Source organism: Vibrio nigripulchritudo ATCC 27043 (genome assembly GCF_000222685.1).
Classification (GTDB): domain Bacteria; phylum Pseudomonadota; class Gammaproteobacteria; order Enterobacterales; family Vibrionaceae; genus Vibrio; species Vibrio nigripulchritudo.
The window spans coordinates 1-26,905 of the sequence record NZ_AFWJ01000274.1 but is presented as its reverse complement, the minus strand read 5'-3'; the positions used below and the strand labels follow the sequence as shown (position 1 = coordinate 26,905).

Below are 26,905 nucleotides of genomic sequence, written 5' to 3'. Positions count from 1 at the left end.
ATCGTCCTCCTTAATTTCACTGTTTTTTGATTGAAGGGGCAGCACGCCTATCCTGCGGTAACGCAGCGAGGTAGGGTGAAACCAGAGGTATTGGCCAGTTCATACGTTTACATTCTTCAATGAGCCAGTGAGGGTTAAGCATGAACGGGCGGGCGAGCGCGCAGAGGTCTGCTCGACCCGATGCGATAATGCTGTTGATTTGATCGGCTTCTGAAATGTTGCCCACAGCCATGGTGGCAATGTCCGCTTCATTTCTTATTCTGTCTGACATAGGGGTTTGGTACATACGTCCATAGACGGGCTTCTGGTCAGGCGAGATTTCTCCCGATGAAACCACGATAATGTCAGCACCAGCCTGTTTGAATATGCGAGAGATCTCGACCGCATCATCAACAGTGGTGCCACCTTCAAGCCAGTCGGTAGCGGAAATGCGAACTGAGATCGGTTTGTCGGCAGGCCAGATTTGCCTCACGGCTGTAAACACTTCAATTGGGAAACGCATTCTATTGGTAAGCGAACCGCCGTATCGGTCGGTGCGTTTATTGGTAATTGGTGAGATAAAACTGGACAGCAGATAGCCTTGTGACGCTTGAAGTTCTAACCAGTCAAACCCTGCCTCGTTGGCTCTTTTGGCTGCGTCCACAAAGTCTTGGATGACCACAACGATGTCTTCTGCAGACATCTCACGCGGTACGGGGCTTAGCTTCTCATGATAAGGAATGGCAGACGCCGACAGGGTCATCCAGTTGTCGTCTTCAAGCGGGTAATCGTAATCTTCCCAACCCAATTGCGTTGAACCCCGTCTCCCTGCATGACCAAGCTGGATTCCCACACTTGCAGAAGATTGTTGGTGAACGAAATCGGTGACTTTTTTCCATTCATTTTTCTGCTCGTCATTCCAAATACCTGCGCAACCTGGGGTAACGCGAGCGTTATTCGACACGGCAACCATTTCGGTCATGACTAAGCCAGCACCTCCAAGAGCTCTCGCTCCCAGATGGGTTAAGTGCATGTTATTGGGCATCCCCTGATGGGCGCTATAAAGTAGAGTAGGCGATACCACAACGCGGTTTGATAACGTGACTCCTCGCACCTGATACGGATTGAACAGAGGGATATCACTACTGCTGTCTTGAGTATTCCCCAGTTTTTGGCTTAACCATTTTTCGTAGTCATTAATCCATTTAGGGTCGCGTAATCTCAGGTTCTCATGGGAGATCCTCTGCGATCTTGTCAGAAGTGAATAGGCGAACTGCTTGGGTGAAAGGTGTGCGTAGCGTTTTACGTTTTCAAACCATTCGGTTGAATTTCTGGCGGCATTCTGGATTTTGAGTACTTCGACATTCCTGACTTGTTTGTAGGATTCCAACCCCGCTTTCAGGTCAGCCTCTGACTGCTTTAAGCACTGTGTTAGCTCAATCGCATCTTCTAACGCCAGTTTGGTACCAGAGCCAATGGAAAAGTGCGCAGTGTGCGCGGCGTCGCCCATCAAAACGATGGGGACTTCTCGGTTATCCGCTGATATCCAGTGCACCCAGTTATCGCAAATGACCCTTGGGAACTGAATCCAGATTGCGCTGCCTCGTAGATGGGTGGCATTGGATATGAGTTTGTGACCATCGAGCCAAGGGGCGAATATTTTCTCGCAAAAGGCAATACCTTCTTCCTGGCTCATTTCGTTTATGCCCGCTTTTTGCCAGGTTTCATCCGTGGTCTCGACAATGAATGTAGAGCGACCTTCTTCAAACTGATAGGCGTGTACCTGAAACCATCCAAATTCGGTAGGGACGAAAAGAAAAGTAAATGCATCAAAGATTTTTTCCGTACCTAACCAGACAAAGCGACACTTTCTTACATCAATATCGGGCTGGAATTCCGACTGGTATTTGGTGCGAATGGCACTGTTTATACCGTCCGAAGCGATCACTAAATCGGCGTTGTACTCTCTTGCAATATCTGCTTCGTTTTCGACGTTGGTCTCGAAAACAAGCTCGACTCCAAGTTCTTCGCATCGGGCTTGAAGAATGTTGAGTAATCTCTTGCGCCCAATTCCTATGAAACCATGACCGGTGCTTCGTATGGATTCATCTTTAAAGTGGATGTCTATGTCTTCCCACTTACTGAATTCAGCTTCAATCGTACTGGCTGAAACGGGATCCGCTTGCTGTAGGTTTTCCAGAGTCGCGTCAGAGAAAACCACACCCCAGCCAAACGTGTCATAAGGGCGGTTTCGCTCTATAACCACAATTCGGTTGTCTGGATTTTCCAGCTTCATTAACAGACCAAAGTAAAGACCGGCAGGTCCACCCCCTATACACACAATATTCATGCTGTGCTCCCTTGAGAATTGATGTTTTCTTGATTAGATTCCGATGCAAATTCCTGTATGGATGCTCGTAACTTATGCGGGATTTCTATGGATTGATGAGTCACCAATGAGGTAGTGACAAGTGTTTGATTTACTCGCATTCTGAGGTCGCCGTGTTGTCCAACACAGCAATACTCTAAGCTGATTGATTTGGTACCGAGTCGCTGGACACGCAACTCTAGTTGGACCTCATCACCCATTTTGCTGACAGAGACAAAATTGGCTTCCAGATGAACAATAGGCATGCCAAGCTTGGCCTGACCGATGTAACCCGCAAAGCCTCCTTCTAAAATACTGTCCACCCATGCTTCTAGGAGATCGTTAAACATGACGAAGTACTCGGGATAAAACACGATCCCGGCTGGGTCACAATCGGAAAAGCGTATCTTGTACGGTCTGATGAATGCGTGATTCATGGTGCCTCCTTATAGGGTGAGTGAATAACGTGCCTGAAGCTTTTTCAGCGCTTCCCCGTGTTCGTCTGCCAATGCGGCATCACGAAGTTCTTTCATAAGGCTTGGTGATAACTCGTTGATATAGCGGTCAGACAGAGACATCAGTCGTGTGAAGTTATTCATTCCACGTTTATGAGTGCCCCCATAGCCCTTGACGAGGCGCTGGCAACGGGCGATTTCAAGTGAAAGCTCTGGGTTATTTCTGGCAATGTCTTTAATGCGTTTTAGCCAGGTTTGAATCGCACGCTTTTCGTTTTGATGGCGAAGAGTAATTCGCCTATGAGCCTTCCAGTTCGCAAGTAAATACAACATGAGAAAGCCCGGTAGAGAGCTGGTTCGGACTCGTTTTCCTTTATGTGTCCAGCGGTGGATCAAACTGGATAGTATGGGGGAGTGTTTGACCCAGTTTCCTAGTCGTGCTGGTAGTGAGTCGCAGATTTCATCAAGCCCCGGATGCATGAATTCTTCGATATGCAGGATTTGTTCAGTGTTGGCACCCACTTCTTGTCTCACTCGCTGAAATCGAGACGCTCTTACTTTCAGATCGGCAACTCGCATAACGTCTTCGTAGCTCAGCCAAAGTGCCAAGTGTCTTGCTACCGAATTAAGCAGCTTAGGGTGATGTTCTAAATCAATCTCTTTGAGTGTATTAACGTAGTCTGAGGCGTAGTCTTTGTCCTGATAGTCAATCAACCTGACGATGCCATTGGATATCGTTTCCTGACATTGCTTCGGAAACGTCCGGGCAAGCGGGTGTACATTTCTTAAATGCGTTGGTATCTGCGGGGTTGCATTATTGGTTGCACTCATTAAGCCAGCAGCATGGAACGCATTGAGGCTTTCTTTTACTCCTACACCACCGTTTCTGATGGTTTGTTCAAACTGCTCTTTTGAGAACGGTAGGGCACCAGATTCGCAGAGTGCGCCAAATAACACCGAGCTAATAACACTTTTGTTTTCAGCAGCCACTTTTTCCATGTCAAAGTGAATTAAGCGTTTTGAAGAACGTTTTGCATGGGCAATGAGAGACTTCGTGTCCACGCGTCCATCACCCATTGATGCACGTTCTTGATAGGAGTAAACGCGATGAGCTGAGGTGATGAGTAATGTCTGGTCAGGTGTCACAAGGCTACGCTGAATTGCGCGGCCTGCTTCCATAAGTTCTGAAGTGAGAACAATGTCTACATCTTCAGGGATTGGCATCAGAGCAAGAACAGGTGCTGCCTGATACTTTTCTGCTACACGTTTAGAGAACATTTCCACGTAGTAAATAGTGGCTCCCGTTCGCTGGGCGACACCCGGAACAGACGTAGTTTGTGCGACAAAACCATTGGATTCGGCCAGATGAACAATCCAATCAGCCAGCACACCGCCACCTTCACCGCCCATTGCTAATATGGCTATTTTTATTGGTTTATTAGGATTCATAGTGTTTCCTTACACGCTTTCTTGGTATGTGTGACGCTGGTATCGGCGTTGGAGCCAGCCAATGATGCTGTTCTGAACGCGAGACAGGGTCGACTCCCACTTAGTTGGGTGAGAGATGATCTTGGCTTTGTAGAAAGAAGGGCAAAGGACGGCGGCGTGAGATACTTCCCCGCATAAGCCACAGCCCACACAGCTATTTAATACACTGGCGACGGGGTCTTCCCGAAGCGGGTCAGGGTTTGGCTTAACCGACAAGGAAGGGCAGCCAGAAAGTCGGATACAAGAGTGATCGCCAGTGCAGGTATCAGGGTCGACTCCAAATCTCTCTCGGGCATTACGCTTACCTTCAGCAAGATCTTTTCGAACCTGACGTTTTACCCGCCGTTGCTTATTTAGCATGCATTCGCTTTGGGCTACGACGACTTTGGGTCCTGTTTCTCGGGTGGTGAGTGCTTCACGCAAGGCGCCCATCATTTGTTTGAGGTTGTAGGTGTGCTCAACCGTTTTAATCCACTTTACGCCCACTCCTTTTGCCGCTTTTTCTATGTCGTGGCCTGTACTACGGACGTCGTTTTGGGCAACAGAGGAAAGGATGTCTTGTCCGCCAGTCGCGGCGGTATAGCGGTTATCTATTACTACCGTTACGTGATCACTTTTGTTGAACACCGCATTGGCAATTCCGCTGGTGAGTCCGTTGTGCCAGAATCCTCCGTCACCCATCACAGCGATGGCGCGTTTATTTTCTGATTCAGAATGAAAGGCAGAGACTCCAGCGCCACCCAGTCCGTACCCCATGGTGGTGTTGCCGATATTAAAAGGGGGAAGAATAGAAAATAAATGGCAGCCAATATCCGCACTGACATGGTGCTTGCCTGTCTCTTTCTCCAGCATTTTTAGGGCAGTAAAAATAGGGCGCTCGGGGCAACCAGTACAAAATCCGGGTGGTCTTGCATTTACTAATTTGTCGAGTGGTTTTATCTCTGGTTCGACAGGGTTTTCAGATGTAGGGTCACAAACCTCTACGACTGGAATATGGGCGGCAGGCTGATGTAACTCGTGAGATACATCATATTGTTTTAAAAAGCTGGATATGCCTTTGGTGAGCGTGACGGCATCATACTCTCCGGCAAGTGGCAGGTGGTCTTTTCCGTGCAGCTTGGTGGTTATCTTTTTCTGGTGAAAGATACTGGCAATGTTTTGTTCAATGAAATTAGGCTGACCCTGTTCTACCACCAAGATGGCGTCTTTACCGTGGCAGAACTTTTCCAATTCCTGATCGACCAATGGGTAAGTTACATTGAGGACATAGAGAGGGATTTGGGTGTTTCCAAAAATGTCGCATACGTCTAGCTTTTCAAGCGCGCGAATCACATTGTTGTAACAACCCCCTTGCAATACGATGCCGACATTTTTGTCATCAGCAGAAAAGAACTCGTTGAGCTGATGTTCCTGAATGAATGAAACGGCAGCAGGCCAGCGGTGTGCGATTTTTTCTTTTTCATGAAGAAAGCTGGCAGGCGGCAAAACGATTCGGTCGATATCTCGGTACGGATTCTCAATGGCGTCCTGAGCGGTAAAGTCTGCCTTAACATTGTCTGACGCTTCGAATTGACCATGAAGGTGACACGATCGAATGCCAATTTGCAGCATGACTGGTGTATTGCTTGCTTCTGAGAGTTCGAAGCCTTTCTTTACAGCATTCACAATTGACGGAAGGTTTGGTCGTGGGTCAAGGAGCCAGATTTGCGATTTCATCGCAAACGCATGGCTTCTCTCCTGCATGATCGATGAGCCTTCTCCGTAGTCCTCACCAACAATGATCAAAGCACCACCTGTGACACCACCAGACGCTAAGTTTGCTAGCGCGTCGCTGGCTACGTTAGTGCCCACCGTTGATTTAAAAGTGATTGCCCCTCTCAATGGGTAGTTAACGGATGCGGATAACGTTGCGGCAGCCGTTGCTTCACTGGCGCTGTTCTCAAATCGAACTCCATAGTCTGAAAGGACTTCTTGGGCGTCGGCCAGTACATCTAACAGATGCGATATCGGAGAGCCTTGATAGCCACCCACGTAGCTTACTCCGGATTCCAACAATGCTTTGGTTACCGCGAGAATCCCTTCACCAGTGAAAGTTTCTCCTTCTCCTAAGCGGAGTTTTCCCATCTCATTAGCAAAAGATCGTTCTGCCATGTTGTCCTCTACTGTCCTTGTTGCTTTCGTTAATAACAGTAGAAATCAGGTGGTATCTGGCTTCAATGAAGAAAAGGGGCGTGAAAAGCGGTTACTGGCGACTTGCGGATAGAGCATGCAGAGAGTGGATAAAATTGCATATTTTAAGTGTTGGAGAACGAAGTATTCCTCGTCAAAAAAAATAGGGTTGGTTGTCATTGAGTAGTGAATCAGGGATGTGATTTTTATTGGGAGGGAGGGGCAAATGCCCCTACGAGAATACAGCTGATTAAAACCAACGTTTTTTGGTCAGTTTTTTGGCAACAATATAGCCCGACGTAGCACCAAGGCCCGGACCGGGATGAGTGCTTGCGCCAATATGATGAACATTGGGAAAGGGAGTTTGGTGCGCCTTAGCTTTCTTGACAGGAGCAAAGGGTCGTAGCCAGAAAAATTGGTCCGGACTGCAGATGCCTGAATAAGGGTCTCCCCCGACAAGGTTGCAATTCATCTTTTCTAGATCAGCCGGGCTATAGGATTTTCGACCTACAATGATATCGGACAGCCCCGGCATAACCATTTCCAACCGTTCCTGAACCCTTTGCGCAACTGCTTCGCGAATGGAGTCCGTCCATTGACCATCCTCAGGTGGTTCAATTTCGCCCAGAGCATCTCCTTTAATGACTGTGGGAAGTTCTTGCATCTGGACCCACAGAATCCACCCTCCTTTAGGGGCGCGACTTGGATCCACAGCCGTAGGCTGACCAATACCCAATGTAGGCTTGGAAGGTAACATGCCATTATTCGCCTCGGTGACTGAAAGGCATACCTGTTCCATGCTTTCGGTAAGGTGCACCAAGGGCACTTGTAACAGTTCTGGGTCTTTCCATGGTGCTGGGGCACTGAGTGCAAAGTGAATCTGCATACCACCACGACCAAACTGGTATCCCTTGGCTTTGTTACTAATACTCGTCGGGGGCTGTATTGGGTTGTTCGTAAGCTGACCGTAAAGCTGATTGGGCGCCACGTTACATACAATGTGCTCATTAGCTTTGTAGAAAGTTTGACTTGCAACAACGCCCTCGGCTTTTCTGCTTTTGCCCTCGTTAGCAAACACAATCTCATTCACATTGGAGTGGTTGATCAGCGTTCCTCCATGCTCTTCGATAATTGCGGTGAGAGCGTCCACCACCTTTTTACTTCCACCTTTAACGACTGGCATTCCACCAGCAACAACCGCAGCGAAAGTGAGTTTACCAATTAAGGCGGAGCTGGCGTCGTCGGGACCCAGTCCAGTATGGAGAACCCAAGGTGCGATTAAAGCTCGGGTATGTCTGTGCTGGAAAGATCTTGTTGCCCAACGTCGGCAGCTTTCAAGGGCGTGACCAACAAATTCAATCAGACCTTCCAATCCGCGTTTCCACCATTCAAGAAACAGTATCTTGAGAAGTTTAGGGCTGTATGGGGAATGGCTGAGTAACCCAAACGTAAGCGCGGCATCTTTACCAAACAATTGGTTCGCCATTTCAGCGAAGGAGCGACCATCTCCGGCACAAATGGCATCAAGCCGATTTGCAGTGTCATCGATATCATTTTTTAACGCGATACCAGAGCCATCGGGGAAGACCACACCGGTCGAATAGTCGTTTTGAACAAACTCCAAGCCTTTTTCCTCAAGCGAATCTTTGAGCTCTGCGTAGCCGGGGCTTGAAACAAAGAGTGGATACCAAGTGGACATAATATCGATGTGGTATCCGTCAAAAAGTTGTTCTGTTTTGATGCAGCCACCAAAGTCGCCGTTACGCTCCAGTACCAAAACAGATTTTCCCTTTTTAGCCAGCAGGGCTGCACAAACCAGTGAATTAATTCCGCTTCCTATGAAGATGATATCTGCATTGATACTACTCTCTTTCATTAGATAAACTTCCTTGTTTTTCTACTGTTACGCCTGCTCAACTAAAGCGATAACACGTAATGGGCTACCGGAGCCACCTTCTATTTTTAGCGGAGCGGCAATTATCATTGCCCCAGTCGGAGGGAGTAAATCCAGATTCTTTAAACATTGTAGCCCGTACTTATTGGCACCATGCATTAAAGTATGGCAGGGCAAAGGAGTTGGCCATGTGAAAGACTGCCCAGCATCGGTATTGATGGTTTCAACGCCAAAGCCCATCACGTTTCTTTCTTGAATCATCCATTCAACAGCTTCCTGTGTGGGACCTGGAGTATGTGTCCCATCGTCATGCATGTTCAAAAACGCGTCAGGGTCTGAAACGCGCTTAGACCAATCTGTTCTGAACAGAATCCATGCTCCTTCAGGGATCTTTCCGTAATGACTTTCCCATGATTCCAGAAAATCGACATTGAGTAGCCAGTCTGGATTACCAGAGACTTCGCTGCTAGCGTCAATAACCACGGCAGGGGCTAAGAAGTGTTCAACAGGAATACTGTCTACAGAGTTATTGGGGTGGTCCTTTCCACTTATCCAGTGAACAGGGGCGTCGAAATGCGTTCCGGTGTGTTCACCACAACTAAAATTATTCCAATACCAACCAGGTCCGTTCTCGTCATATTGGGAAATGACTTCTCGTTTAAACCCCCATACCTGACCAAACTCCTGTGGTAATTGCAGTGCTGGAAACTCTTCATTTAGAGTCTGAGTCAGATCGATCAGTTTTATCTCACCGTTTTTTAGTGTCTCTGCAAACGTAGCCATCATCGACTGAGTCATGGCAATCTCCTTTTGTTTACGATTACTCGCTTATCGTGGTTTCAAAAGAAAATCATGGCTATCCAAATACAGAAAACCGTATCCATTCGATGCAGAAACGGAGAGGTTTTTTATTCATCCGAAATGCAAAAAAGGCTTCTGGTTTTCCAGAAGCCTTTGTTTTGCACTCATTTCGATGATTAATCTTGATGAGTAGGGTTTGCTACATTGCGTTGTTTTAAGTAATTGATGAACTTCGCCGCAATAGGACCAAGCAATACAGCAACCGCCAGACAAGCGAATACCGCTGTGATTGGGCGCTCCCATAAGAAGCTCAACTCACCGTCACTGATCATCAGGGCACGTCGTAAGTTCTCTTCCATCAATCCCCCCAAGATAAACCCGAGCAATAACGGAGCGAGCGGGAAGTTCGCTAACCTCAGTGCAATTGCCGCCATTGCGACCAGCAGCATGATAAACACGTCCACAGTATTGAAGGATACCAAGTACACACCAGTGATTGAGAAGAACAGAATCATTGGAAGAAGTACGGTACGAGGCACCATCAACAATTTAGAGATGTACGGGATTAGTGGCAGGTTTAAGATCACCAATACGATGTTACCAAAGTACATGGAGATGATGACCGACCAGAATACATCTGGGTGATCCACAAACAGGCGAGGACCCGGCTGAATACCGTAAGCAATTAAAGCACCCAGCATGATTGCAGTAGTACCTGAGCCCGGAATACCCAAGGTAAGCAGAGGAACGAACGAGCCGCTAGATGCTGCGTTGTTTGCCGATTCAGGCGCAACCAGACCACGGATACTGCCTTTACCAAACTCCTCACGTTTTTCTTTTGGTGCCAAGTTACGCTCCATACCGTAGCTTAAGAAAGCGGCGATTGTGGCACCAGCACCCGGAAGTACGCCGGTAAAGAAGCCAAGAAATGAAGATCGCAGAGATACAGGAGCGACTTCTTTTACTTCTTCTTTAGTGACTTTCATGCTGCCTAAGTTATCGAGCTGATTGCTTTCTTCAGCACGAGTATCCTTTTGCGGTTTTAGGATGCCCATTAAGGTTTCACCCAGAGCGAAGGTTGCCATAGCAAGCAACAAGAAGCTAAAGCCATCCATCAGGTCTGTTAACCCAAAGGTAAACCTTTCTACACCGACACCTTTGTCGATGCCCACGGTAGACAACATCAAGCCAAGAATGGTCATCATCCAGGCTTTCAACACTTGTCCTTTACCAGCAAAGGCAGCAACGGCAGACAAACCAAGAAGCATCAAGGCAAAGTAGTCAGACGACTGAAAGCTTAAAGAAACGCTTGCCAGGGCAGGAGCAGCAACCAAAAGCATGATGGCAGACAGTGTACCTCCGGTAAAAGACGAGTAAGCGGCGAGTGCCAGAGCTTTACCTGCCATGCCTTTCTGCGCCATTGGGTAGCCGTCGAATGCCGTAACCACGGTAGAGGAACAACCCGGAGCGTTGATTAAGATTGATGAAGTTGAACCACCAAATACGGCGCCGTAGTAGACACCTGCCATCAGAATCAAGCCGGAAGCAGGGTCAAGACCGTAACTGATTGGGATCATCAGCGCGATAGCTGAAATAGGGCCAAGACCGGGCAACATGCCGATAAAGGTACCCACAAAACAGCCAACGATCACCATCATGATGTTCATTGGCATTACTGCGGTAGAGAGACCCGCTAAAATTCCATCTAACATGTCATTCTCCTACCAGATAGAAAATAGAACACCGGGCTCCAGATAGATATCTAAGCCTTGTGTCAGCAACAAATAGAACGCGATGACGAACGGGAATGAAGCACCAAACAGAATGGATTTTCTTCTTTCACCCAACAGGTAGAAACCGATCATCAGGAAGAAACCAGTGGCGAGCACGAAACCCACGTAAGTCAGACCTACGCCATACATTGCCATCAACACTAAAAAGCCGATCAGCAATTTCCAGTTGAAGCCAAGGGTTGCACCACTTTCTTCGTCTGGCTGCGCAGTCACAAGAAGCATCAGGGACAGAATGACACCGACAGCCGTCAGAAGAGTAGGGAGGGTGCGAGCGGTAAAGGGTTCGTACTCATCACCGGGGAACATAGGGATTTGCGTGGTTTGATAGCCGTAACATAAACATACGACCAGAAAGATCATCGCACCCACGCGGTCACGACAAAATAAGTTGGTGGGCTTAGCAGACATAGCTCAATCCTTTGTTTTGATGTAAGGAAAAGAGCCGCATACGCCTAGTTAATCAATTTAGTTGTGATGAAACCGATAAAGCAGCACCACTTGAGGGATAACTAAATAAACAAAGGAGTTTGGCGTTTTACAGCGTACGCGGCAAAGGGGCTACCAATCCATTTTAAAGAGCAGAATAAACTACAGCCTATTAGGTTTTCTCTGCACCTCTCAACGGATTGGTAAATGCTTTACTTCAGGAAACCAAGTTCACGCATCAGTGAACCCATTTGTTTTTCCTGATCTTCCAGGAACTTGTAAAAGTCTTGGTCTGGCTTGTAGTTGTCAATCCAGCCATTACGGTTACGAACGGTCGCCCACTCTTTAGTGGTGTACATTTTAGACAGCGCCTCGTTGTATTCATCAATCTTGGCTTGTGTTGTGCCCGGTGCCGCAAAGAAGCCACGCCAGTTTGCAAATACCGTTTCGTTACCGTATTCCGTCAGTGTCGGAACTTCAGGTGCCGCAGGAAGACGCTTAGGCGCAGTTACCGCTAAGATTTTTACCTGACCGTTTTTCGACATTTCCAGTACTTCACCTAAACCGGTAGACAGAAGCTGAGTTTCGCCAGAAAGTAGGGCAGCCATTGCTTTACCACCAGCATCGTAGGCTATGTAACGAACCGCTTTGGCATCAAATCCTTCGCCTTTAAATGCTGCTGCTACGACAAGGTGGTCCATGCTGCCACGTGCAGAGCCGCCAGCAATTTTTACTTTACGAGGGTTGTCTTTGAAATCCGCAACTACTTCTTTCCAGTCGTTGTACTTGGAATCAGCAGGTGCCACGATCGCACCGTAGTCGGCAATGGTGGCTGCAACAGGGGTAAGGTCACGGAAAGATTGAGGGAAAATACCTGTTAGCGAGCGAATAACGATAGGTGTAGAGTTCACCATCAGCGTGTCTTCTTGACGCTCCGCCGTTTCGATAAGGTGCGCAATGGCTTTACCGCCGCCACCACCGGACAGGTTTTGGAATGAAACTTTGTCGACAATGTCAGATTTTACCAATGCATCACCCGTACCACGCGCGGTCATATCCCAACCGCCACCAGCACCGCCAGGGATCAAGAAGTGGATCTTCTCCATATCTGCTGCAAATGCGCCGAAAGAAAAGCTTGCGGCTATCGCTGCAGCGGCAAATGTGGGTTTCAGTACCTTTATCATGTCACGTTCCTTATGTGGTTAAACTCATTCTTTGATGAGATTAATTGTTATGTTTATGTTGCCATTTAGGGCTGATTGTTAACTTAATGTGCGTGACCGATATTGCCCAGATAGAAGACTTAAAAAGAATAAAAAACAAAAAATGAATTAAGTTCATATTGTTCACGAAGGTTAGACATTAGTCTAAATTGTCGACAATCCACTTGATTAAATAGCTTTTGGTGGCTAAATTTTGATCTAAATATGCAGATTGTTGACAATGTTGAGATTGAAATGTCGATAGCAGCACCAGAAAAAGAAGCCACCAAATCAGAAAACCTCACCAGCAGCTTGGTCGAAGCGATTGTTGAAGGGCAGATTGCGCCCGGCAGCAAAATCTCGGAACCCGAACTGGCAAAGCGCTTTAATGTGAGCCGAGGACCGTTGCGTGAAGCCATTATGAGATTGGAAGGCTTGGGTTTGATAGAGCGAATTCCTCATGTTGGAGCTCGTGTTATTCACATCTCCCTTACTCATTTGTCGGAGCTCTATGCCGTGCGTGAAGCCTTAGAAGGTATGGCGGCGCGATTAGCGGCGAGATACATCACTGACGAAGAAATCGAAGGTTTGAGTCAGTTATTGTCGACACATTCCGATCACATCGAACAGGTAGAGGGGTCTTCTTACTTCCACCAGCATGGCGATTTCGACTTCCATTACCGGATTATTAAAGCCAGCCGAAACAGCAAGCTTGTCACCTTACTTTGCGATGAGCTGTATCACCTGCTTCGGATGTACCGATATCAGTCTCCACGCTCTCATTCTCGCCCCGAGCAAGCGCTGGAAGAACATAAATTCATACTCAAAGCCATTCAAAACCGAGACGAAGAGTTAGCGGAAATGCTGATGAGAAGACACATTTCATGCAGCCGCCAGCTTATCGAACAACAAATTCAACAGGAGAGTGAAGCATGACGGCAGAGAAAATCTCACCAGGAAAGAAGTTTCGCTTAGCAGTCGAAAACCATCACCCACTGCAAATTGTCGGCACCATCAATGCGTATTGCGCCATGATGGCGAAAAATACCGGGCATCAGGCGATCTATTTGTCTGGCGGTGGCATTGCTAATGCTTCCTATGGTTTGCCTGATCTTGGCATCACCACACTTAACGATGTGCTGGTGGATGTGGAGCGCGTCACTAATGCGTGCGATTTACCTTTGTTGGTGGATATCGATACCGGATTTGGTGGCGCATTCAATATTGCGCGCACCATCAAGTCGATGGAGAAAGCAGGCGCGGCAGCAGTACACATGGAAGATCAGGTTGCTCAAAAGCGATGCGGTCACCGACCAAACAAAGCCATTGTGACCACGGATGAAATGACTGATCGCATCAAAGCTGCAGTAGATGCCAAAACCGATTCTGACTTTGTTCTTATGGCAAGAACCGATGCACTCGCAGTAGAAGGAATGGACAGTGCAATTGAGCGTTGCATTGCTTATGTGGAATCGGGTGCCGATATGTTGTTCCCAGAAGCATTCGTCGAGCTAGACCAATATCGGGTGCTTTCAGATGCGTTACGACGTCACTTTGGGAAGTCTATCCCCATCCTGGCCAACATTACGGAGTTTGGTCAAACCCCGCTTTTTGGTGGGCAGGAACTGGCAGAGCATTCAGTGGACATGGTGCTTTACCCTCTCAGCGCTTTCCGTGCCATGAATAAAGCAGCAGAAATGGTCTATTCCCATCTATTAAATGAAGGCAATCAAGAAGCATTGGTTGACCAAATGCAAACCCGAAAAGAGCTATATCAACACCTAAATTACCACGACTATGAGGACAAGCTAGACGAGCTGTTCGCAGAAAAATAGGGTTTCGACCCACTCAAATCCAATAACGTGAAGCGGCTGGCGCACCAATCAACCAAAAAATATAAGGATTGGGCAAAAGCCACAATGACAAGGAGTCTGTCATGACAGATAAACCACTTGGCGGCGCAGGGCTGCGGGGGCAGAGTGCGGGTTCTACTGCACTGTGTACCGTAGGAAAAAGCGGAACAGGCTTAACCTACCGCGGGTACGACATTACCGATCTTGCCAACCATGCGGAGTTTGAAGAAGTCGCGTATTTGCTGTTGCGCGGAAAGCTGCCGAATCGGCAAGAGCTTAGCGAGTATAAGGAGTTACTCCGTTTATTGCGTGGCTTACCAGAACCACTAAAAAAAGCGCTGGAGCTTTTGCCTGCTGAAGCGCATCCCATGGATGTCATGAGGACGGGGTGCTCCGTGTTAGGGAACCTCGAAACCGAAAACACTTTTGACGACCAGCTTTCTGCGACCGAAAGAATGCTGGCGCTTTTCCCAGCCATTATTTGTTACTGGTATCGCTATTCTCACGATGGAATAAGAATTGATACCGAAGATCGCTCAGAAGACAGTATCGGCGGCTACTTTCTCAAAATGCTGACCGATGAACCTGCGTCTGACCTGCACAAGCAGGTGATGCACTGTTCTCTTATTCTGTATGCCGAGCACGAGTTTAATGCCTCAACCTTTACCGCAAGGGTATGTGCATCGACTTTGTCGGACATTCATTCCTGCGTGACGGGTGCGATTGGCACTTTGCGCGGTCCATTACATGGTGGCGCAAATGAAGCTGCTATGGCGATGATCGAAAACTGGCAAACCCCTGAAGAGGCAGAACGAGAAATTCTCGGAATGCTGGAGCGTAAAGAGAAAATCATGGGTTTCGGTCATGCCATCTATCGCGAGAGCGACCCACGTAATGCGCTGATCAAAGCGTGGTCGAAAAAACTGTCAGAAGCCGTTGGCGATACTCACCTCTATGCGGTGAGCGAACGGGTTGAGTCGGTAATGAAACGCGAAAAAGATCTGTTTTGTAATGCCGATTTCTTCCACGCTTCTGCTTACCACTTTATGGACATTCCCACCAAATTGTTTACCCCAATTTTTGTCATGAGCCGCCTGACAGGTTGGTGTGCCCATGTTTTTGAACAGCGGGAGAACAACCGAATCATTCGCCCAAGTGCCGATTACACCGGTCCAGAACATCAAGATTGGCTGCCAATCGACCAGCGTCAATAGAATTTAAGGAAGAAGAAATGACACAAAACGTAGAGATTAACGAACGCCCAGCACCCGATGATCTGCTGGTGGAAATTGCAGAATACGTGAGTAACACCGACATTCAATCCGAAGAGGCGTACAACACGGCGCGAAACTGTCTGATGGATACTTTGGGATGTGGTTTGCTGGCGCTTCGTTTCCCAGAATGTACCAAGCACCTCGGTCCGATTGTTCCGGGCACTACGGTTAGGCACGGTGCTCGAGTACCAGGCACATCTCATGAACTCGATCCAATCACTGCTGCGTTCAATATCGGCTGCATCATCCGCTGGTTAGATTTTAACGATACTTGGCTGGCAGCAGAATGGGGGCATCCATCAGATAACCTTGGCGGTATTTTGGCTACAGCAGATTATCTGAGCCGAAGCGCAGTGGCGGAAGGTAAAGCACCGTTGACCATGAAAGATGTGCTTACTGCGATGATCAAAGCACATGAAATTCAGGGTGTGCTGGCTCTTGAAAATTCCTACAACCGGGTGGGCTTGGACCATGTTCTATTGGTACGCGTTGCCTCAACGGCAGTGGTAACCAAAATGCTGGGTGGCAGCAAAGATCAAATCATTGATGCAGTTTCTCAGGCTTGGGTAGACGGTTGTGCGCTTCGTACTTATCGTCACGCACCGAATGCTGGCTCCCGAAAATCTTGGGCAGCGGGTGACGCGACTTCTCGCGCTGTTCGCCTTGCGATGATCACCATGAAAGGCGAAATGGGTCTACCTTCTGTCTTAACTGCGCCTAAGTGGGGTTATTACGATGTGCTGTTCAATGGCGAATCGTTCAAAGTCAGCCAGCCATTCAGCAGCTACGTGATGGAAAATGTTCTGTTCAAGATTTCATTCCCCGCAGAATTCCATTCTCAAACTGCGGTGGAATGTGCCGTAGCACTTCACAACGAAGTCAAAGACAAAGTGGATCAGATTGCGAGAATTGAGGTGACCACGCATGAGTCTGCGATTCGCATTATTTCTAAATCAGGCAACTTAGCGAATCCAGCTGACCGTGACCACTGTTTACAATACATGATTGCGGTGCCACTGCTTTACGGCGACTTGGTTGCAGAACATTACGAAGACAGTTTCCATCATGGCGACCCCCGTATTGATGCGCTGCGTGAGAAAATGATGATCATCGAAGACTCTCGTTACAGCCGTGAATATCTGGAGTCGGACAAGCGTTCTATCGCTAATGCGATTCAGGTGTTTTTTGAAGACGGTTCGTCCACCGACAAGATAGAAATTGAATACCCAATTGGTCACCGCCGACGCCGCGAAGAAGGGATTCCAGTATTGGAGCAGAAGTTCCTACGCAACCTGCAAACTCGTTTCCCGGCAGGTCGTTCGCAGCAAATCTTTGACCTATGTAAAGACCAACAAGCACTCGAAAGCATGCCCGTACATGAATTCATGAGCTTGTTTGCCATTAACTAACCGAAATGTGGGGTCAATAGAGACCCCACATTTCTTCTCGGAGGAAGAACGGATGTCTACCTACGAAAAAGAATACCAATTTGCGTGTAATGAACCCGAAGCGTTTTGGAAGAAACAAGCGCAAAATCTCGATTGGTTTCGATTCCCTGATCAAATCCTTAGCAAAGATGAACACGGAATCGACCGCTGGTTTGCCGACGGTGAAATCAACACCTGTTGGCTGGCACTGGATTACCACATTGAGCAGGGAAATGGCGATAAAATAGCATTGTTCTATGACTCTCCGGTCACCAAAACCAAACAGGCGTACACCTACAGTGAACTTCATAAAGAGGTGTCGCATGTTGCAGGCATGTTGGTTAAACATGGAGTAGGCAAGGGCGATCGGGTGGTGATTTACATGCCAATGATCCCCCAAGCCGCGATGGCAATGTTGGCTTGCGCCAGAATTGGTGCCATTCATTCGGTGGTGTTTGGTGGATTCGCCCCAAACGAACTGGCGGTAAGAATTGAAGACGCTGAACCGAGAGTAGTGCTGACGGCATCTTGTGGCATTGAAGTGAACAAAGTACTGGCGTACAAACCCATCGTTGATAAAGCCATTATGGATAGCCGCTGGAAGCCCTCGTCGGTGATTGTGTATCAGCGTCCGGAATGTGTAGCTAGTCTCACCCATGAAAGAGATAGGGAATGGCAAAGTGAGCAAGCGAGTGCGCCAAATACCGATTGCGTATCACTAAAATCGACCGATCCGCTTTATATCCTCTATACCTCAGGAACAACGGGAAAACCCAAAGGTGTTGTTCGGGACAATGGCGGTCATGCGGTTGCGATGAAGTATTCTATGTCTTGCGTGTATAACCTGAGCCAAGACGGTGTGTTCTGGGCAGCGTCAGACGTGGGTTGGGTTGTTGGTCATTCTTACATTGTGTACGCCCCTTTAATTCACGGTTGTACAACGGTTTTATTTGAAGGAAAGCCTATCAAAACGCCTGATCCCGGTGCGTTCTGGCGAGTGTGTGAAGAGTACCAAGTGAACGTTTTGTTTTCTGCACCAACGGCATTTCGTGCGATTAAGAAAGAAGATCCGGACGGCAACCACGTTAAGCTTTACGACTTAAGCAAGCTTCAAAGCATATTTATGGCAGGTGAAAGGCTTGATCCTCCGACGCAAGCTTGGGTAGAGAATTGCACTTTGAAACCAGTGATTGACCATTGGTGGCAGACTGAAACAGGTTGGGCGATTGCGGGTAATCCAACTGGTATAGAAATGCTAAAGGTGAAACCCGGCAGTGCGACCAAACCTATGCCGGGGTATCAAGTGTCGATTTTGGATGAGCTTGGTAACCAGAAAGCGCCCAACCAACAAGGGTATGTTGCGATAAAACGCCCACTGCCTCCCAGTTGCTTACCAACTATTTGGCGAAATCACGACAGGTTTGAAAGTGGCTATCTGTCGCAGTTTGAAGGCTATTATGTATCCGGTGATGGAGGTTACCTAGACGAAGACGGTTATCTTTTCATTATGGGCAGAGTGGATGACGTAATTAATGTTGCAGGTCATCGCCTGTCTACCGGTGAGATGGAAGAAGTGGTTGGCGGGCATCCCGCTGTGGCGGAATGTGCCGTAGTTGGAGTACACGATGATTTGAAAGGGCAAACCCCACTTGGGTTTGTGGTGCTTAAAGACGGTGTCGCCATTTCTGATGAGAATATTCAAACCGAACTCGTTGGTAAAGTTCGTGAGGAAATTGGGGCGGTAGCGTGTTTCAAAAACGCATTGGTTGTCGACAGATTACCCAAAACCCGATCAGGTAAAATTTTGAGGCGGGTCATTCGTCAAATCGCTGATGGAGAGCAGTATACCGTGCCATCTACGATTGACGACCCAACCAGTTTGAACGAACTGGAAAGGGTGATTCACCCAGCTAAAAAATAACCCAACACAGACGCGCCAATTGGCGCGTTTTCATTTGTTAGTGTCTGTGAAACAAGAAATTCCATTTTGGCACTGCACCTTGTTGTGTCTTATGTATATACTTACAAAGTCAACAGACCCTAAACATACGCTTTATTTCCATAAACTTATGAGCACTTATCGCATTCGCGCTGCCCAAGTTGAAGACTTGGAAGCACTCAACAAATTCATGTACCAATTACACGACTACCATCATCGTGAGACCCCCGATTTATTCAAATCACCGGAAGAGGTTGAACAAGAGAAAAGTATTTCCCGGTATATCGATGATCCTGAGTGCTTTGTTTATGTGGCGGAGGACGACGAACAATCGCTTGTGGGCTTTGTTTCTGGTCACTTTTGTGAGTTACAGTCGTCAATCATGAAGCCTGTAACCATGGGCAGTATTGACGAAATCTTTGTTACTCCCGAACACAGAAAAACCGGAGTGGCTCAGATGCTATTCGAACGTCTCGAAACGGCATTTAAAGAGTGTGGAGTGAAGCAAATGTTTGTTGAGGTCTGGCACTTTAATGAAGCTGCTTTAAACTTTTATAACAAACTGGGCTTGAATCATCATATTCATTGGATGCGTAAGCCACTGACTTAAAAAAATTAACCTATCTTTCAAACTAATCACAGGGATTGCTCATCGTGACACCTCGTCATCTCTTTTCTTATTTGGCGCTTGTTTTATCTTTTTTCGCCAGCTTTACCCATGCTTCCTCTGAAACACCACCTAAGTACAAAGGGGCACTTTGCTTAATTGCCAGCCATGACGGAAAAATTGTTATGGTTCGCGAGGCTATCACAGGTCAGCTTTCCATTCCCGGAGGTCATGTTGAAGAAGGGGAAGAACCAGCCAAAGCCGCTGAACGAGAAGCCTGGGAAGAATCCGGGCTGGTTGTGACAGCGATAGGTAAACTGGGTGTTTTAGGGAACGCGGCGCTATATGACTGTGTGTCTGATTCCCCTGTGGTGGCTTTCAACCACAAAGACGAAGGTGGGCACAATATTGTTCCGGCATGGTTTGCTCCTCACTACGGAATAGAAACCAAACAGGTTGTATTGGCACACATCGCAGAGGTCAATAAGGCGAATTACCGTTACCCGTCTCAAATCGATGCACTTCAATACTATTCCGAAAAAGCCGCAAGACAAAAAGTGGCGTACATCGATGACATTGTAGAAGCTGCGATTCCGTTTCATCAGAAAGAAATTCGTTATATTAAAGCCCTGCAAGAGGGGGTATTGAGTGCTTCGCCTGCGTTGTTGCCGTACATTCATTCCTTCTTCTACGTTGGAGATATTCTTGCCAGCCCCTGGATGCTGATCGTACTGATTCCGGCAGCATTTATGGTATTTGGTCGTTACTTTGGCGCTGAGCTTTTGTTCGCCGTGGTGAGTGTGGCGGTGTTAGCGCTGGTTGCTCAAGTCGGTGTTGGTTTTGCGAGACCTCATGCCTTTATGCCGGAGCTTATGTTGGGTGACACCTTTGGCTTTGGAATGCCGAGCATGACGAGCGCACTGATGGTCACTGTACTGGGGCTGTTTTATCTGCATGCAACCCGTGAATACCCAATTGAAATGGTCAGGCGCTATTTGCCAACGATTGTGGTGCTTGTCCTTTTTCATGGTTTATCGACCGTTTATCTGGGTGCTCAGTACTTCACCGACGTTCTGGCAGGGATGGCGTTAGGGGGAATGGCAGTTTGGCATTTCAACAGACTGGATAAAAAAGACGAAGTACATACTGGTGAGATCCTAAGTAGTGCTTCCGTTTGGTGGGTTGCCGTAGTCATTATCGCTGTTTTGGGTACATTGTGGCCAAGACCGGACTTTGCGTATTGGTTTGCCACATCCATCGCAATTGCTTCTGTGTTTACGTTCCTTAAACCAAAAGTTGAATCCAGACATCGCAGCGTTAAACACATCGTAACCGTCATTTTCATATTGATGTTTGCCAACTTACTTTACAGTGTTGTGAAAACATTTCTGAATTACAGCTCAATCATCGCTTTGGTACTGGAGGCGTCTCGCTACCCAGTATTGGTTTTGATATTCGCGATTACCCAACTTCGTGAAGGGAAAGATCAAACAGAGAAGAAATAGTTAGGCTAGAAATAAACAGAAATCGTTATAAACCCTATAAATAGAGCCCATTTGGGCTCTATTTTTTTGTCGGTTGGTCGGTATTTTTACAAAGGCTGGCATGTTCGTTAGAAGTGCGTATAATCCGGCAGTTCGCTGTATGAGAAGGGCAAATTTGCCTAACCAGCTTGTCTAGTCGGCATTGCAAGACTAGTAATTAAAACTCAATCAAAAAGAAGTATTGTCGTGTTGAATAGCCAGTATAAAATCAACGAAATGTTTGAAACCATTCAGGGGGAGGGCACCTTCACCGGTGTGCCATCTGTATTTGTCCGTTTGCAAGAATGCCCAGTCGGTTGTGCGTGGTGTGACACCAAGCAAACCTGGGAAGCAGAAGAACAAGATCAGGTCCCCATTGGCGACATCATGATTAAAACGGCAGACTCTCCTACCTGGTGTTTTGTCTCTGCTGGCGACATCGTTGAGCAGTATCAAAAACACGGCTATACCGCCAAAAACATCGTCATCACTGGTGGCGAACCCTGCGTTTATGACCTTGTTGCACTTACAAAGGCATTTGAGGATATTGGCTGCCAATGCCAAATCGAAACCAGCGGAACCTTCGAAGTTAAAGCCACTGATTCCACTTGGGTGACGGTTTCCCCTAAAATTGCCATGAAAGGCAAGCTGCCAGTGCTGGTCTCTGCTCTTGAAAGAGCGAATGAGATCAAACATCCGGTTGGTACTCAGAAAGACATCGATCAGCTAGATGAATTGATTGCCAGCGCCGATGTGTCGGATGAAACCACCATTGCGTTGCAGCCAATCAGCCAGAAGCCAAGAGCAACTAAGCTTTGTATCGATACCTGCATCGCTCGTAACTGGCGCCTGTCTGTTCAGACTCATAAATATTTGAATATCGCTTAAACCGAGGATTTATCATGAAAAAAGCAGTCGTAGTATTCAGCGGTGGACAAGATTCGACAACGTGTCTGGTTCAGGCGATCAAAAATTTTGATGAAGTTCATGCAATTACGTTTGATTATGGTCAGCGTCATAAGCTTGAAATCGAAGTGGCGGAGCAACTTGCTAAAGATCTGAAAATTGCCGCGCACAAAGTCATGGATGTCGGGCTTTTGAATGAACTGGCTATCAGCTCACTAACGCGAGACGACATTCCTGTTTCCCATGAATTACAAGAGAATGGCTTGCCAAACTCTTTTGTTCCTGGGCGTAACATTTTATTCCTGACTCTTGCCGGTATTTACGCTTATCAAATCGGTGCTGAAACAGTGATCACTGGAGTGTGCGAAACCGATTTTTCAGGCTACCCGGATTGCCGCGATGAGTTTGTGAAAGCGATGAACAAAGCCTTAGTGTCTGGAATGGATAAAGCGCTTGAGATCAAAACCCCTCTGATGTGGTTGAACAAAGCGGAAACCTGGGCACTGGCAGATCGGTACGACGCATTGGATCTGGTTCGCCAACATACTTTAACCTGCTACAACGGCGTGATTGGTGATGGTTGTGGAGATTGTCCATCTTGCGACTTGCGCGCAGCAGGTTTAAATGAATACCTCGACAACAAAGACAGTGTTATGCAGTCGTTGGTGTCGAAGCAGAATGGCGTATCGCATCAATAGGGTCAGTGTAGGCATCAACAATGCAGTTTCTGCCATTGAGTTTTGCCTGATACAGTGCCTGATCCAAAATTGAGTAGAGCACATCAAAGTCGCTGAGCTTTTCTGATGTAGACAGGTAAGAGAAGCTCGCGGTTAAGTTCAGAGTCTGATGGTCTTCCGACATAAAGGTTTTAGACTCAATCAAATCCCGCATTTTTTTCTACTTTTTACCCACACTTGTTCTTCGGGAACATCGGTAAGAAGCACCATAAATTCTTCACCACCGATTCGACCGATACTGTCTCTTTCACCTAGCTGAGACGAGATGGTTTTTGCTACATGTTTTAGCGCGATGTCTCCGGTAGGGTGACCGTAGTTGTCATTGATGTCCTTGAAATGGTCGAGATCGAATAGCACTAGTACATGCTTTAAATCTGGAGAGGAACTTTGCGGTTGCCGGCGGATTTTTTCTAGAATCGTTAGTCGATTGTAGGTGTGTGTTAACGAGTCCTTTTCCGCCGTTTGACGAGTTCGTTTGTTTGCATACAGTATCCCGCCAATGATCAAAAACAACACCACCATAAACATTCGGTTCATTAGGTCGCGTTGAGTTAAAGACTCCAACTGATGCTGCTGCTCTGTGTTTTTCAACACCAGTTTTGAGTTTTCCAGTTCTTCTTCAAGCTTGCTTTTACTTAAATCCAGCGCTTCAAACGCATTTTGGTTTTCTCGGTCGCGCTTTTGTATTTCCAACTCATGAAAACGTTTGTAACTCTCTAACGCTTGCGAGTAGTTACCTGTTGTCTCCTGAATTTCCGACAGCAGTTGTAGTGAGTCGGCTTCGTATTTAGGCAGTTCGTCTATTTTGGCTAATTCAGTTGCCGTTTCAGCGTACTCAATGGCTACGTTATACACTTCACGAGTCAGATATTCATTCGCCAAGCTTAATGCAATGCTGATTTTCATCTCTAGATTGTTTTGGTCTTCAGCCATATCCATCGCTTGGTGCAAGTAGGCGTTGCTGAGGTCGTGATGCCCCAGTTCGGTATTCAATTGCCCAAGACCAATATAGGTGAGTGCCATGCCGTACTGGTGATCCAGCTTTTTGAGGATTTGCAGAGACTCTTGATAGTGTTGCTCGGCTTTGTCTAGCTGCTTAGCTTTAAGGTATAAGCTGCCTAAACTATGTAAGATCTGGGCTCGGGCAAGTGGCAGGGTGTTTGGTTCACTGCGCAATTCCAGAGATTTGAGTAAATAGGTTTCCGATTCTTCGTACCTGCCCATATCAGATAGCAGATTGCCGATGTCGTTGTAGTTGCCTGAATTATCGTGGTAGTCCTTGGAGTTAGAAATGATTTTGAAATACGTTTCCAACGCGACTTTGTAGTCGCCCAAATGGGCATAGTTGTTGGCTAACAGACGATAGGCATCCCTCAAAGGAATAAAAGGGTCCGTTAATTGCTCAAGGTGAGCAGAAATCGAAGAGCAATAAAACTTGGCGCTATGATGCTCACCCATGCGGCTAAGGAGTAGACAAAGGCGATACTCAATTAGAGCGCGACTTTGATAATCGTGGGTGACTTTAGTCTGGTTAATGAGGTTTTTATACTTGGCATATGCCGCTTTATTGTCGTGCTTTACTTCATCATTCAGTGCGGCAACTAAGGTGTGCTGAAACTTATCATAACTTGTTGGTGTATCGGGTAATTCACTGTAATAGGGCTGTTTTCTAAGTGTATAAAAACGGTGAATTTGTGTTGATATATAAAGCTTTTCAGCGTTGTCGGGCAGGATGATATAACGCTCTTGAAGCATCATAAGTGCAGCATGTTCATCACTCTGAAGTTTTTTAGAATACAGTGCGTTCCAGGCTTCACGATCAAAAGCAAATGAAGAGGTGGAAAGGACTAATGCGATGATGCTTGAAAGTAGCGTGAGTTTTCTCACTTATGCTCCCGAGTGAGTATAAATTGACTGCGCCATTTTACGTTCATCGAATAATGGTGGTAGTGCAAATGTCACCTTTTGAAACAGAAAATGATAATTGTGCAAAAGAATGGGCAAATAGTTGAGGTGAGCCGAAAATTATAGGTTTGAATATATATAAATACAGTTTCACTTTGTGAAACTAGATTAGTTTCAGAAAAATAAAAAGCTCGGAAAATTAATTTCCGAGCCAGAAGTACTTATTTTAATTGTATTGTCATTTAACGTACAATTTTGCCAAATCTGAAGGTTCCATTTCCTTACCTTCTAAGGTGGCATTCCAGTTTGTACCAACTAAAACACCATCTTCTGCTAAAGTAAGCAGCCAGTCTTCAGCAAAAATATCGAGTGGAATTTCCAGTACCTCAAAATCTGCCCACTCTTCAACGTTATGAAGTTCAGCATCTTCTTTAGATGACCAGAATGGCATTACTTCGCTGTTTTCAAACTCTGTTGAATCACAAGCCAGCCATCCATCTTCATTTTTCAGACCCCAAACCAGCTTGGTTTGTTTTGTCTCTTCAATGAACAGATTAAGGTTAGACTCGATATCTGAAGTCAGTTTTGTCATCGGGATTTTCCAATACAAGTGATAATTGCGGCAAAGGGTAGCATTTCAGAGGGGATTTTACACGGTAAATAAGACAGAAATAAAAAAGCCAGCCTCTATGGAGGCTGGCTTTGAGGTCTGAGCGTTTGAATTTACTTTTTCTTAGTAGTAAAAATGTTCCACTCGTTGATGACTGAGCCTTTGTACCCCACAACAGTCGCGACTACGCGGCGGTTGAGTGCATGGCTAACCTGGCTTTCACCCAAGTCATCTAATACCGAATCACCAAAACCGATGGTTTTAATTCGTGTGTGGCTCACTCCATAGCTGATCAAAGCCTCACGAACGGCTTTCGCTCTGCGCTTAGAAAGATCCAAATTGTGTTCTGCGTTACCTGTTTTACTGGCAAATCCCTGTAGCTCAATTGAAGTTTCAGGGTAAGCATCCAAAAACTCAGCCATGGTGCGAATCTGGGTAATAAAGGCTGGTGTGATTTCGTCTGAGTCGTTGGCAAACAAGACTTTTAGCTGCTTTTTATCTTCCGACTCAATGTAGGTTTCACACCCATCATTGTCTACGCTAGCGCCACGAGGTGTACCAGTACACAGGTCACGGGCGTTCACTACGCCATCGTAGTCATCATCACTTAAATCAGCAATTTGGTCAGACTTTGGTACGTCAATATAATCGTATTCGTCATCGCTCTGATTGGCGGAAGCGTGCCAAGATAGTGTAAGCAGAGCTGAACACGCTATTGCTAGATACTTCATTCATTCCAACCTTAATATTCTACAGATTCTTTCCACTCGTCTGGTACTTCAACCAGAAGAGAGTCAAGCAGGTTTCCGGAAGCATTCATGACACGATATTTAGCCAATTGCTCTGCATAGTGTGCATCAATGTATGCTTTACGGGCTTCAAACAATTCGTTCTCGGTGTTGAGTAAATCAAGAAGAGTACGTTTACCAATTCGGTATTGCTTTTCATAAGCAATAACCGTTTCCGCAGCGGAGTCAACGTGGTCTGCCAAGAATTCTTTTTGTTGCAAGGTCAGATCCAGCGCACTCCAGGAAAGCTGGAGGCTTTCTTTAATGGTGCGAAAAGTTCTGTCACGGAGATCTTTTGACTTATTTAACTGGTAGGCAGCGCGCTCAGAGTTGGCACTGTCGGAACCGCCGTTATACAGGTTGTAACGCATACGAAGCATTGCAGTTGCTTCATCTGCCTGACCACGTACACCCCCAGCATCTTCACGCCATGTGCCGGATGCCTCGAAAGAGAATGTAGGGTAGTTCACACCTTTTGATTGGTCATACTGGAAACGCGCGGCTTCAACGTCTGCTACCGCAATGCGAATAACAGGGTGATCACCGTATGCATTATCCAATGCTTCTGCAAAGGTCAGTGGAATGGACGTTTCATCCGCTCTTGGGAAAATAAGACCCTGCGGAGTCTGTCCTACCAGGCGGGTGAACTGAGTGTGTGCATCGAAGATATTGTTCTGTGCTGCGAGCAAGTTGCCGTGTGCTTTAGCAATACGCGCTTCAACCTGAGAAACATCCGCTACAGAACCAATACCAGACTCGGC

At 46.9% G+C, this 26,905-nt stretch carries 23 protein-coding genes; 9 read left to right on the top strand and 14 right to left on the bottom strand.

Features of this window, described 5'->3' with window-relative positions:
• Positions 1–16 precede the first annotated feature (16 nt).
• From RH89_RS20050 to RH89_RS20010, 9 genes are all read right to left on the bottom strand, one after another.
• Positions 17–2,329, bottom strand: coding sequence for a bifunctional salicylyl-CoA 5-hydroxylase/oxidoreductase (locus RH89_RS20050; RefSeq protein ID WP_004405865.1), 2,313 nt, complete (start codon positions 2,327–2,329; stop codon positions 17–19).
• Entirely contained in the window at positions 2,326–2,784 is a 459-nt protein-coding gene (locus RH89_RS20045) for an acyl-CoA thioesterase (protein ID WP_004405861.1), read from the bottom strand. The genes RH89_RS20050 and RH89_RS20045 overlap by 4 nt, the downstream gene beginning before the upstream one ends.
• 9 nt (positions 2,785–2,793) lie before the next feature.
• Positions 2,794–4,251 carry an indolepyruvate oxidoreductase subunit beta family protein gene (locus RH89_RS20040; protein ID WP_004405860.1) on the bottom strand — a complete coding sequence of 486 codons (1,458 nt, stop codon included), beginning with the start codon at positions 4,249–4,251 and terminating at the stop codon, positions 2,794–2,796.
• Between the two features lie 9 nt (positions 4,252–4,260).
• The gene (locus RH89_RS20035) at positions 4,261–6,441 is read right to left on the bottom strand and encodes a thiamine pyrophosphate-dependent enzyme (protein WP_004405859.1); all 2,181 of its coding nucleotides are present in this window, start codon (positions 6,439–6,441) and stop codon (positions 4,261–4,263) included.
• A 268-nt stretch (positions 6,442–6,709) separates the two neighbouring features.
• Positions 6,710–8,335 (bottom strand): phytoene desaturase family protein, encoded by a 1,626-nt coding sequence (locus tag RH89_RS20030; protein ID WP_004405857.1) that lies wholly within the window; start codon positions 8,333–8,335, stop codon positions 6,710–6,712.
• A 27-nt stretch (positions 8,336–8,362) separates the two neighbouring features.
• Positions 8,363–9,151, bottom strand: coding sequence for a cyclase family protein (locus tag RH89_RS20025; RefSeq protein WP_004405855.1), 789 nt, complete (start codon positions 9,149–9,151; stop codon positions 8,363–8,365).
• A gap of 179 nt (positions 9,152–9,330) precedes the next feature.
• A complete protein-coding gene (locus RH89_RS20020; protein WP_004405853.1) occupies positions 9,331–10,866 on the bottom strand; it encodes a tripartite tricarboxylate transporter permease in 1,536 nt (511 codons plus the stop codon).
• A gap of 9 nt (positions 10,867–10,875) precedes the next feature.
• Complete coding sequence (locus RH89_RS20015) at positions 10,876–11,355, bottom strand: tripartite tricarboxylate transporter TctB family protein (protein ID WP_004405851.1); 480 nt, start codon at positions 11,353–11,355, stop codon at positions 10,876–10,878.
• A gap of 230 nt (positions 11,356–11,585) precedes the next feature.
• Complete coding sequence (locus RH89_RS20010; RefSeq protein WP_004405843.1) at positions 11,586–12,557, bottom strand: tripartite tricarboxylate transporter substrate binding protein; 972 nt, start codon at positions 12,555–12,557, stop codon at positions 11,586–11,588.
• Positions 12,558–12,800: 243 nt separating this feature from the next.
• Here RH89_RS20010 and RH89_RS20005 point away from each other — a divergent pair, with 243 nt between their 5' ends.
• The 9 genes from RH89_RS20005 (at position 12,801) to queC (ending at position 22,802) form a co-directional block, all read left to right on the top strand.
• A complete protein-coding gene (locus RH89_RS20005) occupies positions 12,801–13,511 on the top strand; it encodes a GntR family transcriptional regulator (RefSeq protein ID WP_004405841.1) in 711 nt (236 codons plus the stop codon).
• Entirely contained in the window at positions 13,508–14,410 is a 903-nt protein-coding gene (gene prpB / locus RH89_RS20000) for a methylisocitrate lyase (RefSeq protein WP_004405840.1), read from the top strand. The genes RH89_RS20005 and prpB overlap by 4 nt, the downstream gene beginning before the upstream one ends.
• 101 nt (positions 14,411–14,511) lie before the next feature.
• The gene (gene prpC, locus RH89_RS19995) at positions 14,512–15,642 is read left to right on the top strand and encodes a bifunctional 2-methylcitrate synthase/citrate synthase (RefSeq protein WP_004405838.1); all 1,131 of its coding nucleotides are present in this window, start codon (positions 14,512–14,514) and stop codon (positions 15,640–15,642) included.
• Positions 15,643–15,659: 17 nt separating this feature from the next.
• The gene (locus tag RH89_RS19990) at positions 15,660–17,111 is read left to right on the top strand and encodes a bifunctional 2-methylcitrate dehydratase/aconitate hydratase (RefSeq protein WP_004405837.1); all 1,452 of its coding nucleotides are present in this window, start codon (positions 15,660–15,662) and stop codon (positions 17,109–17,111) included.
• Positions 17,112–17,163: 52 nt separating this feature from the next.
• Complete coding sequence (locus RH89_RS19985; protein ID WP_004405836.1) at positions 17,164–19,050, top strand: propionyl-CoA synthetase; 1,887 nt, start codon at positions 17,164–17,166, stop codon at positions 19,048–19,050.
• 148 nt (positions 19,051–19,198) lie between these two features.
• Positions 19,199–19,678: a GNAT family N-acetyltransferase gene (locus RH89_RS19980; protein WP_004405835.1), complete on the top strand. Its 480-nt coding sequence runs from the start codon at positions 19,199–19,201 to the stop codon at positions 19,676–19,678.
• Between the two features lie 44 nt (positions 19,679–19,722).
• The gene (locus tag RH89_RS19975; protein ID WP_004405834.1) at positions 19,723–21,180 is read left to right on the top strand and encodes a bifunctional NUDIX hydrolase/phosphatase PAP2 family protein; all 1,458 of its coding nucleotides are present in this window, start codon (positions 19,723–19,725) and stop codon (positions 21,178–21,180) included.
• Positions 21,181–21,435: 255 nt separating this feature from the next.
• The gene (gene queE, locus RH89_RS19970) at positions 21,436–22,086 is read left to right on the top strand and encodes a 7-carboxy-7-deazaguanine synthase QueE (protein WP_038143663.1); all 651 of its coding nucleotides are present in this window, start codon (positions 21,436–21,438) and stop codon (positions 22,084–22,086) included.
• A gap of 14 nt (positions 22,087–22,100) precedes the next feature.
• Positions 22,101–22,802: a 7-cyano-7-deazaguanine synthase QueC gene (gene queC / locus RH89_RS19965; RefSeq protein ID WP_004405832.1), complete on the top strand. Its 702-nt coding sequence runs from the start codon at positions 22,101–22,103 to the stop codon at positions 22,800–22,802.
• Here queC and RH89_RS19960 read toward each other — a convergent pair.
• The 5 genes from RH89_RS19960 to RH89_RS19940 form a co-directional block, all read right to left on the bottom strand.
• Positions 22,756–22,995: a nucleotidyl cyclase domain-containing protein gene (locus RH89_RS19960; RefSeq protein WP_038146810.1), complete on the bottom strand. Its 240-nt coding sequence runs from the start codon at positions 22,993–22,995 to the stop codon at positions 22,756–22,758. The genes queC and RH89_RS19960 overlap by 47 nt on opposite strands.
• The gene (locus RH89_RS19955; protein ID WP_038146808.1) at positions 22,983–24,728 is read right to left on the bottom strand and encodes a GGDEF domain-containing protein; all 1,746 of its coding nucleotides are present in this window, start codon (positions 24,726–24,728) and stop codon (positions 22,983–22,985) included. The genes RH89_RS19960 and RH89_RS19955 overlap by 13 nt, the downstream gene beginning before the upstream one ends.
• A 256-nt stretch (positions 24,729–24,984) precedes the next feature.
• Positions 24,985–25,338 (bottom strand): DUF2750 domain-containing protein, encoded by a 354-nt coding sequence (locus tag RH89_RS19950; protein WP_004405831.1) that lies wholly within the window; start codon positions 25,336–25,338, stop codon positions 24,985–24,987.
• 131 nt (positions 25,339–25,469) lie between these two features.
• Positions 25,470–26,087: an OmpA family protein gene (locus RH89_RS19945; protein WP_004405830.1), complete on the bottom strand. Its 618-nt coding sequence runs from the start codon at positions 26,085–26,087 to the stop codon at positions 25,470–25,472.
• A gap of 11 nt (positions 26,088–26,098) precedes the next feature.
• The coding region (locus tag RH89_RS19940) for a TolC family outer membrane protein (RefSeq protein ID WP_004405829.1) at positions 26,099–26,905 on the bottom strand (807 nt) is incomplete at its 5' end.

Bases quoted from the DNA above. Each gene is read 5' to 3' on its own strand.
- prpB (WP_004405840.1), top strand. From the start codon at position 13,508: ATGACGGCAGAGAAAATCTCACCAGGAAAGAAGTTTCGCTTAGCAGTC.
- RH89_RS19980 (WP_004405835.1), top strand. From the start codon at position 19,199: ATGAGCACTTATCGCATTCGCGCTGCCCAAGTTGAAGACTTGGAAGCA.
- RH89_RS19990 (WP_004405837.1), top strand. From the start codon at position 15,660: ATGACACAAAACGTAGAGATTAACGAACGCCCAGCACCCGATGATCTG.
- queC (WP_004405832.1), top strand. From the start codon at position 22,101: ATGAAAAAAGCAGTCGTAGTATTCAGCGGTGGACAAGATTCGACAACG.
- queE (WP_038143663.1), top strand. From the start codon at position 21,436: ATGTTTGAAACCATTCAGGGGGAGGGCACCTTCACCGGTGTGCCATCT.
- RH89_RS20005 (WP_004405841.1), top strand. From the start codon at position 12,801: ATGCAGATTGTTGACAATGTTGAGATTGAAATGTCGATAGCAGCACCA.
- RH89_RS19950 (WP_004405831.1), bottom strand. From the start codon at position 25,338: ATGACAAAACTGACTTCAGATATCGAGTCTAACCTTAATCTGTTCATT.
- RH89_RS19985 (WP_004405836.1), top strand. From the start codon at position 17,164: ATGTCTACCTACGAAAAAGAATACCAATTTGCGTGTAATGAACCCGAA.
- RH89_RS19960 (WP_038146810.1), bottom strand. From the start codon at position 22,995: ATGCGGGATTTGATTGAGTCTAAAACCTTTATGTCGGAAGACCATCAG.
- RH89_RS20020 (WP_004405853.1), bottom strand. From the start codon at position 10,866: ATGTTAGATGGAATTTTAGCGGGTCTCTCTACCGCAGTAATGCCAATG.
- prpC (WP_004405838.1), top strand. From the start codon at position 14,512: ATGACAGATAAACCACTTGGCGGCGCAGGGCTGCGGGGGCAGAGTGCG.
- RH89_RS20030 (WP_004405857.1), bottom strand. From the start codon at position 8,335: ATGAAAGAGAGTAGTATCAATGCAGATATCATCTTCATAGGAAGCGGA.
- RH89_RS19945 (WP_004405830.1), bottom strand. From the start codon at position 26,087: ATGAAGTATCTAGCAATAGCGTGTTCAGCTCTGCTTACACTATCTTGG.
- RH89_RS20045 (WP_004405861.1), bottom strand. From the start codon at position 2,784: ATGAATCACGCATTCATCAGACCGTACAAGATACGCTTTTCCGATTGT.
- RH89_RS20025 (WP_004405855.1), bottom strand. From the start codon at position 9,151: ATGACTCAGTCGATGATGGCTACGTTTGCAGAGACACTAAAAAACGGT.
- RH89_RS20050 (WP_004405865.1), bottom strand. From the start codon at position 2,329: ATGAATATTGTGTGTATAGGGGGTGGACCTGCCGGTCTTTACTTTGGT.
- RH89_RS20015 (WP_004405851.1), bottom strand. From the start codon at position 11,355: ATGTCTGCTAAGCCCACCAACTTATTTTGTCGTGACCGCGTGGGTGCG.
- RH89_RS20035 (WP_004405859.1), bottom strand. From the start codon at position 6,441: ATGGCAGAACGATCTTTTGCTAATGAGATGGGAAAACTCCGCTTAGGA.
- RH89_RS20040 (WP_004405860.1), bottom strand. From the start codon at position 4,251: ATGAATCCTAATAAACCAATAAAAATAGCCATATTAGCAATGGGCGGT.
- RH89_RS20010 (WP_004405843.1), bottom strand. From the start codon at position 12,557: ATGATAAAGGTACTGAAACCCACATTTGCCGCTGCAGCGATAGCCGCA.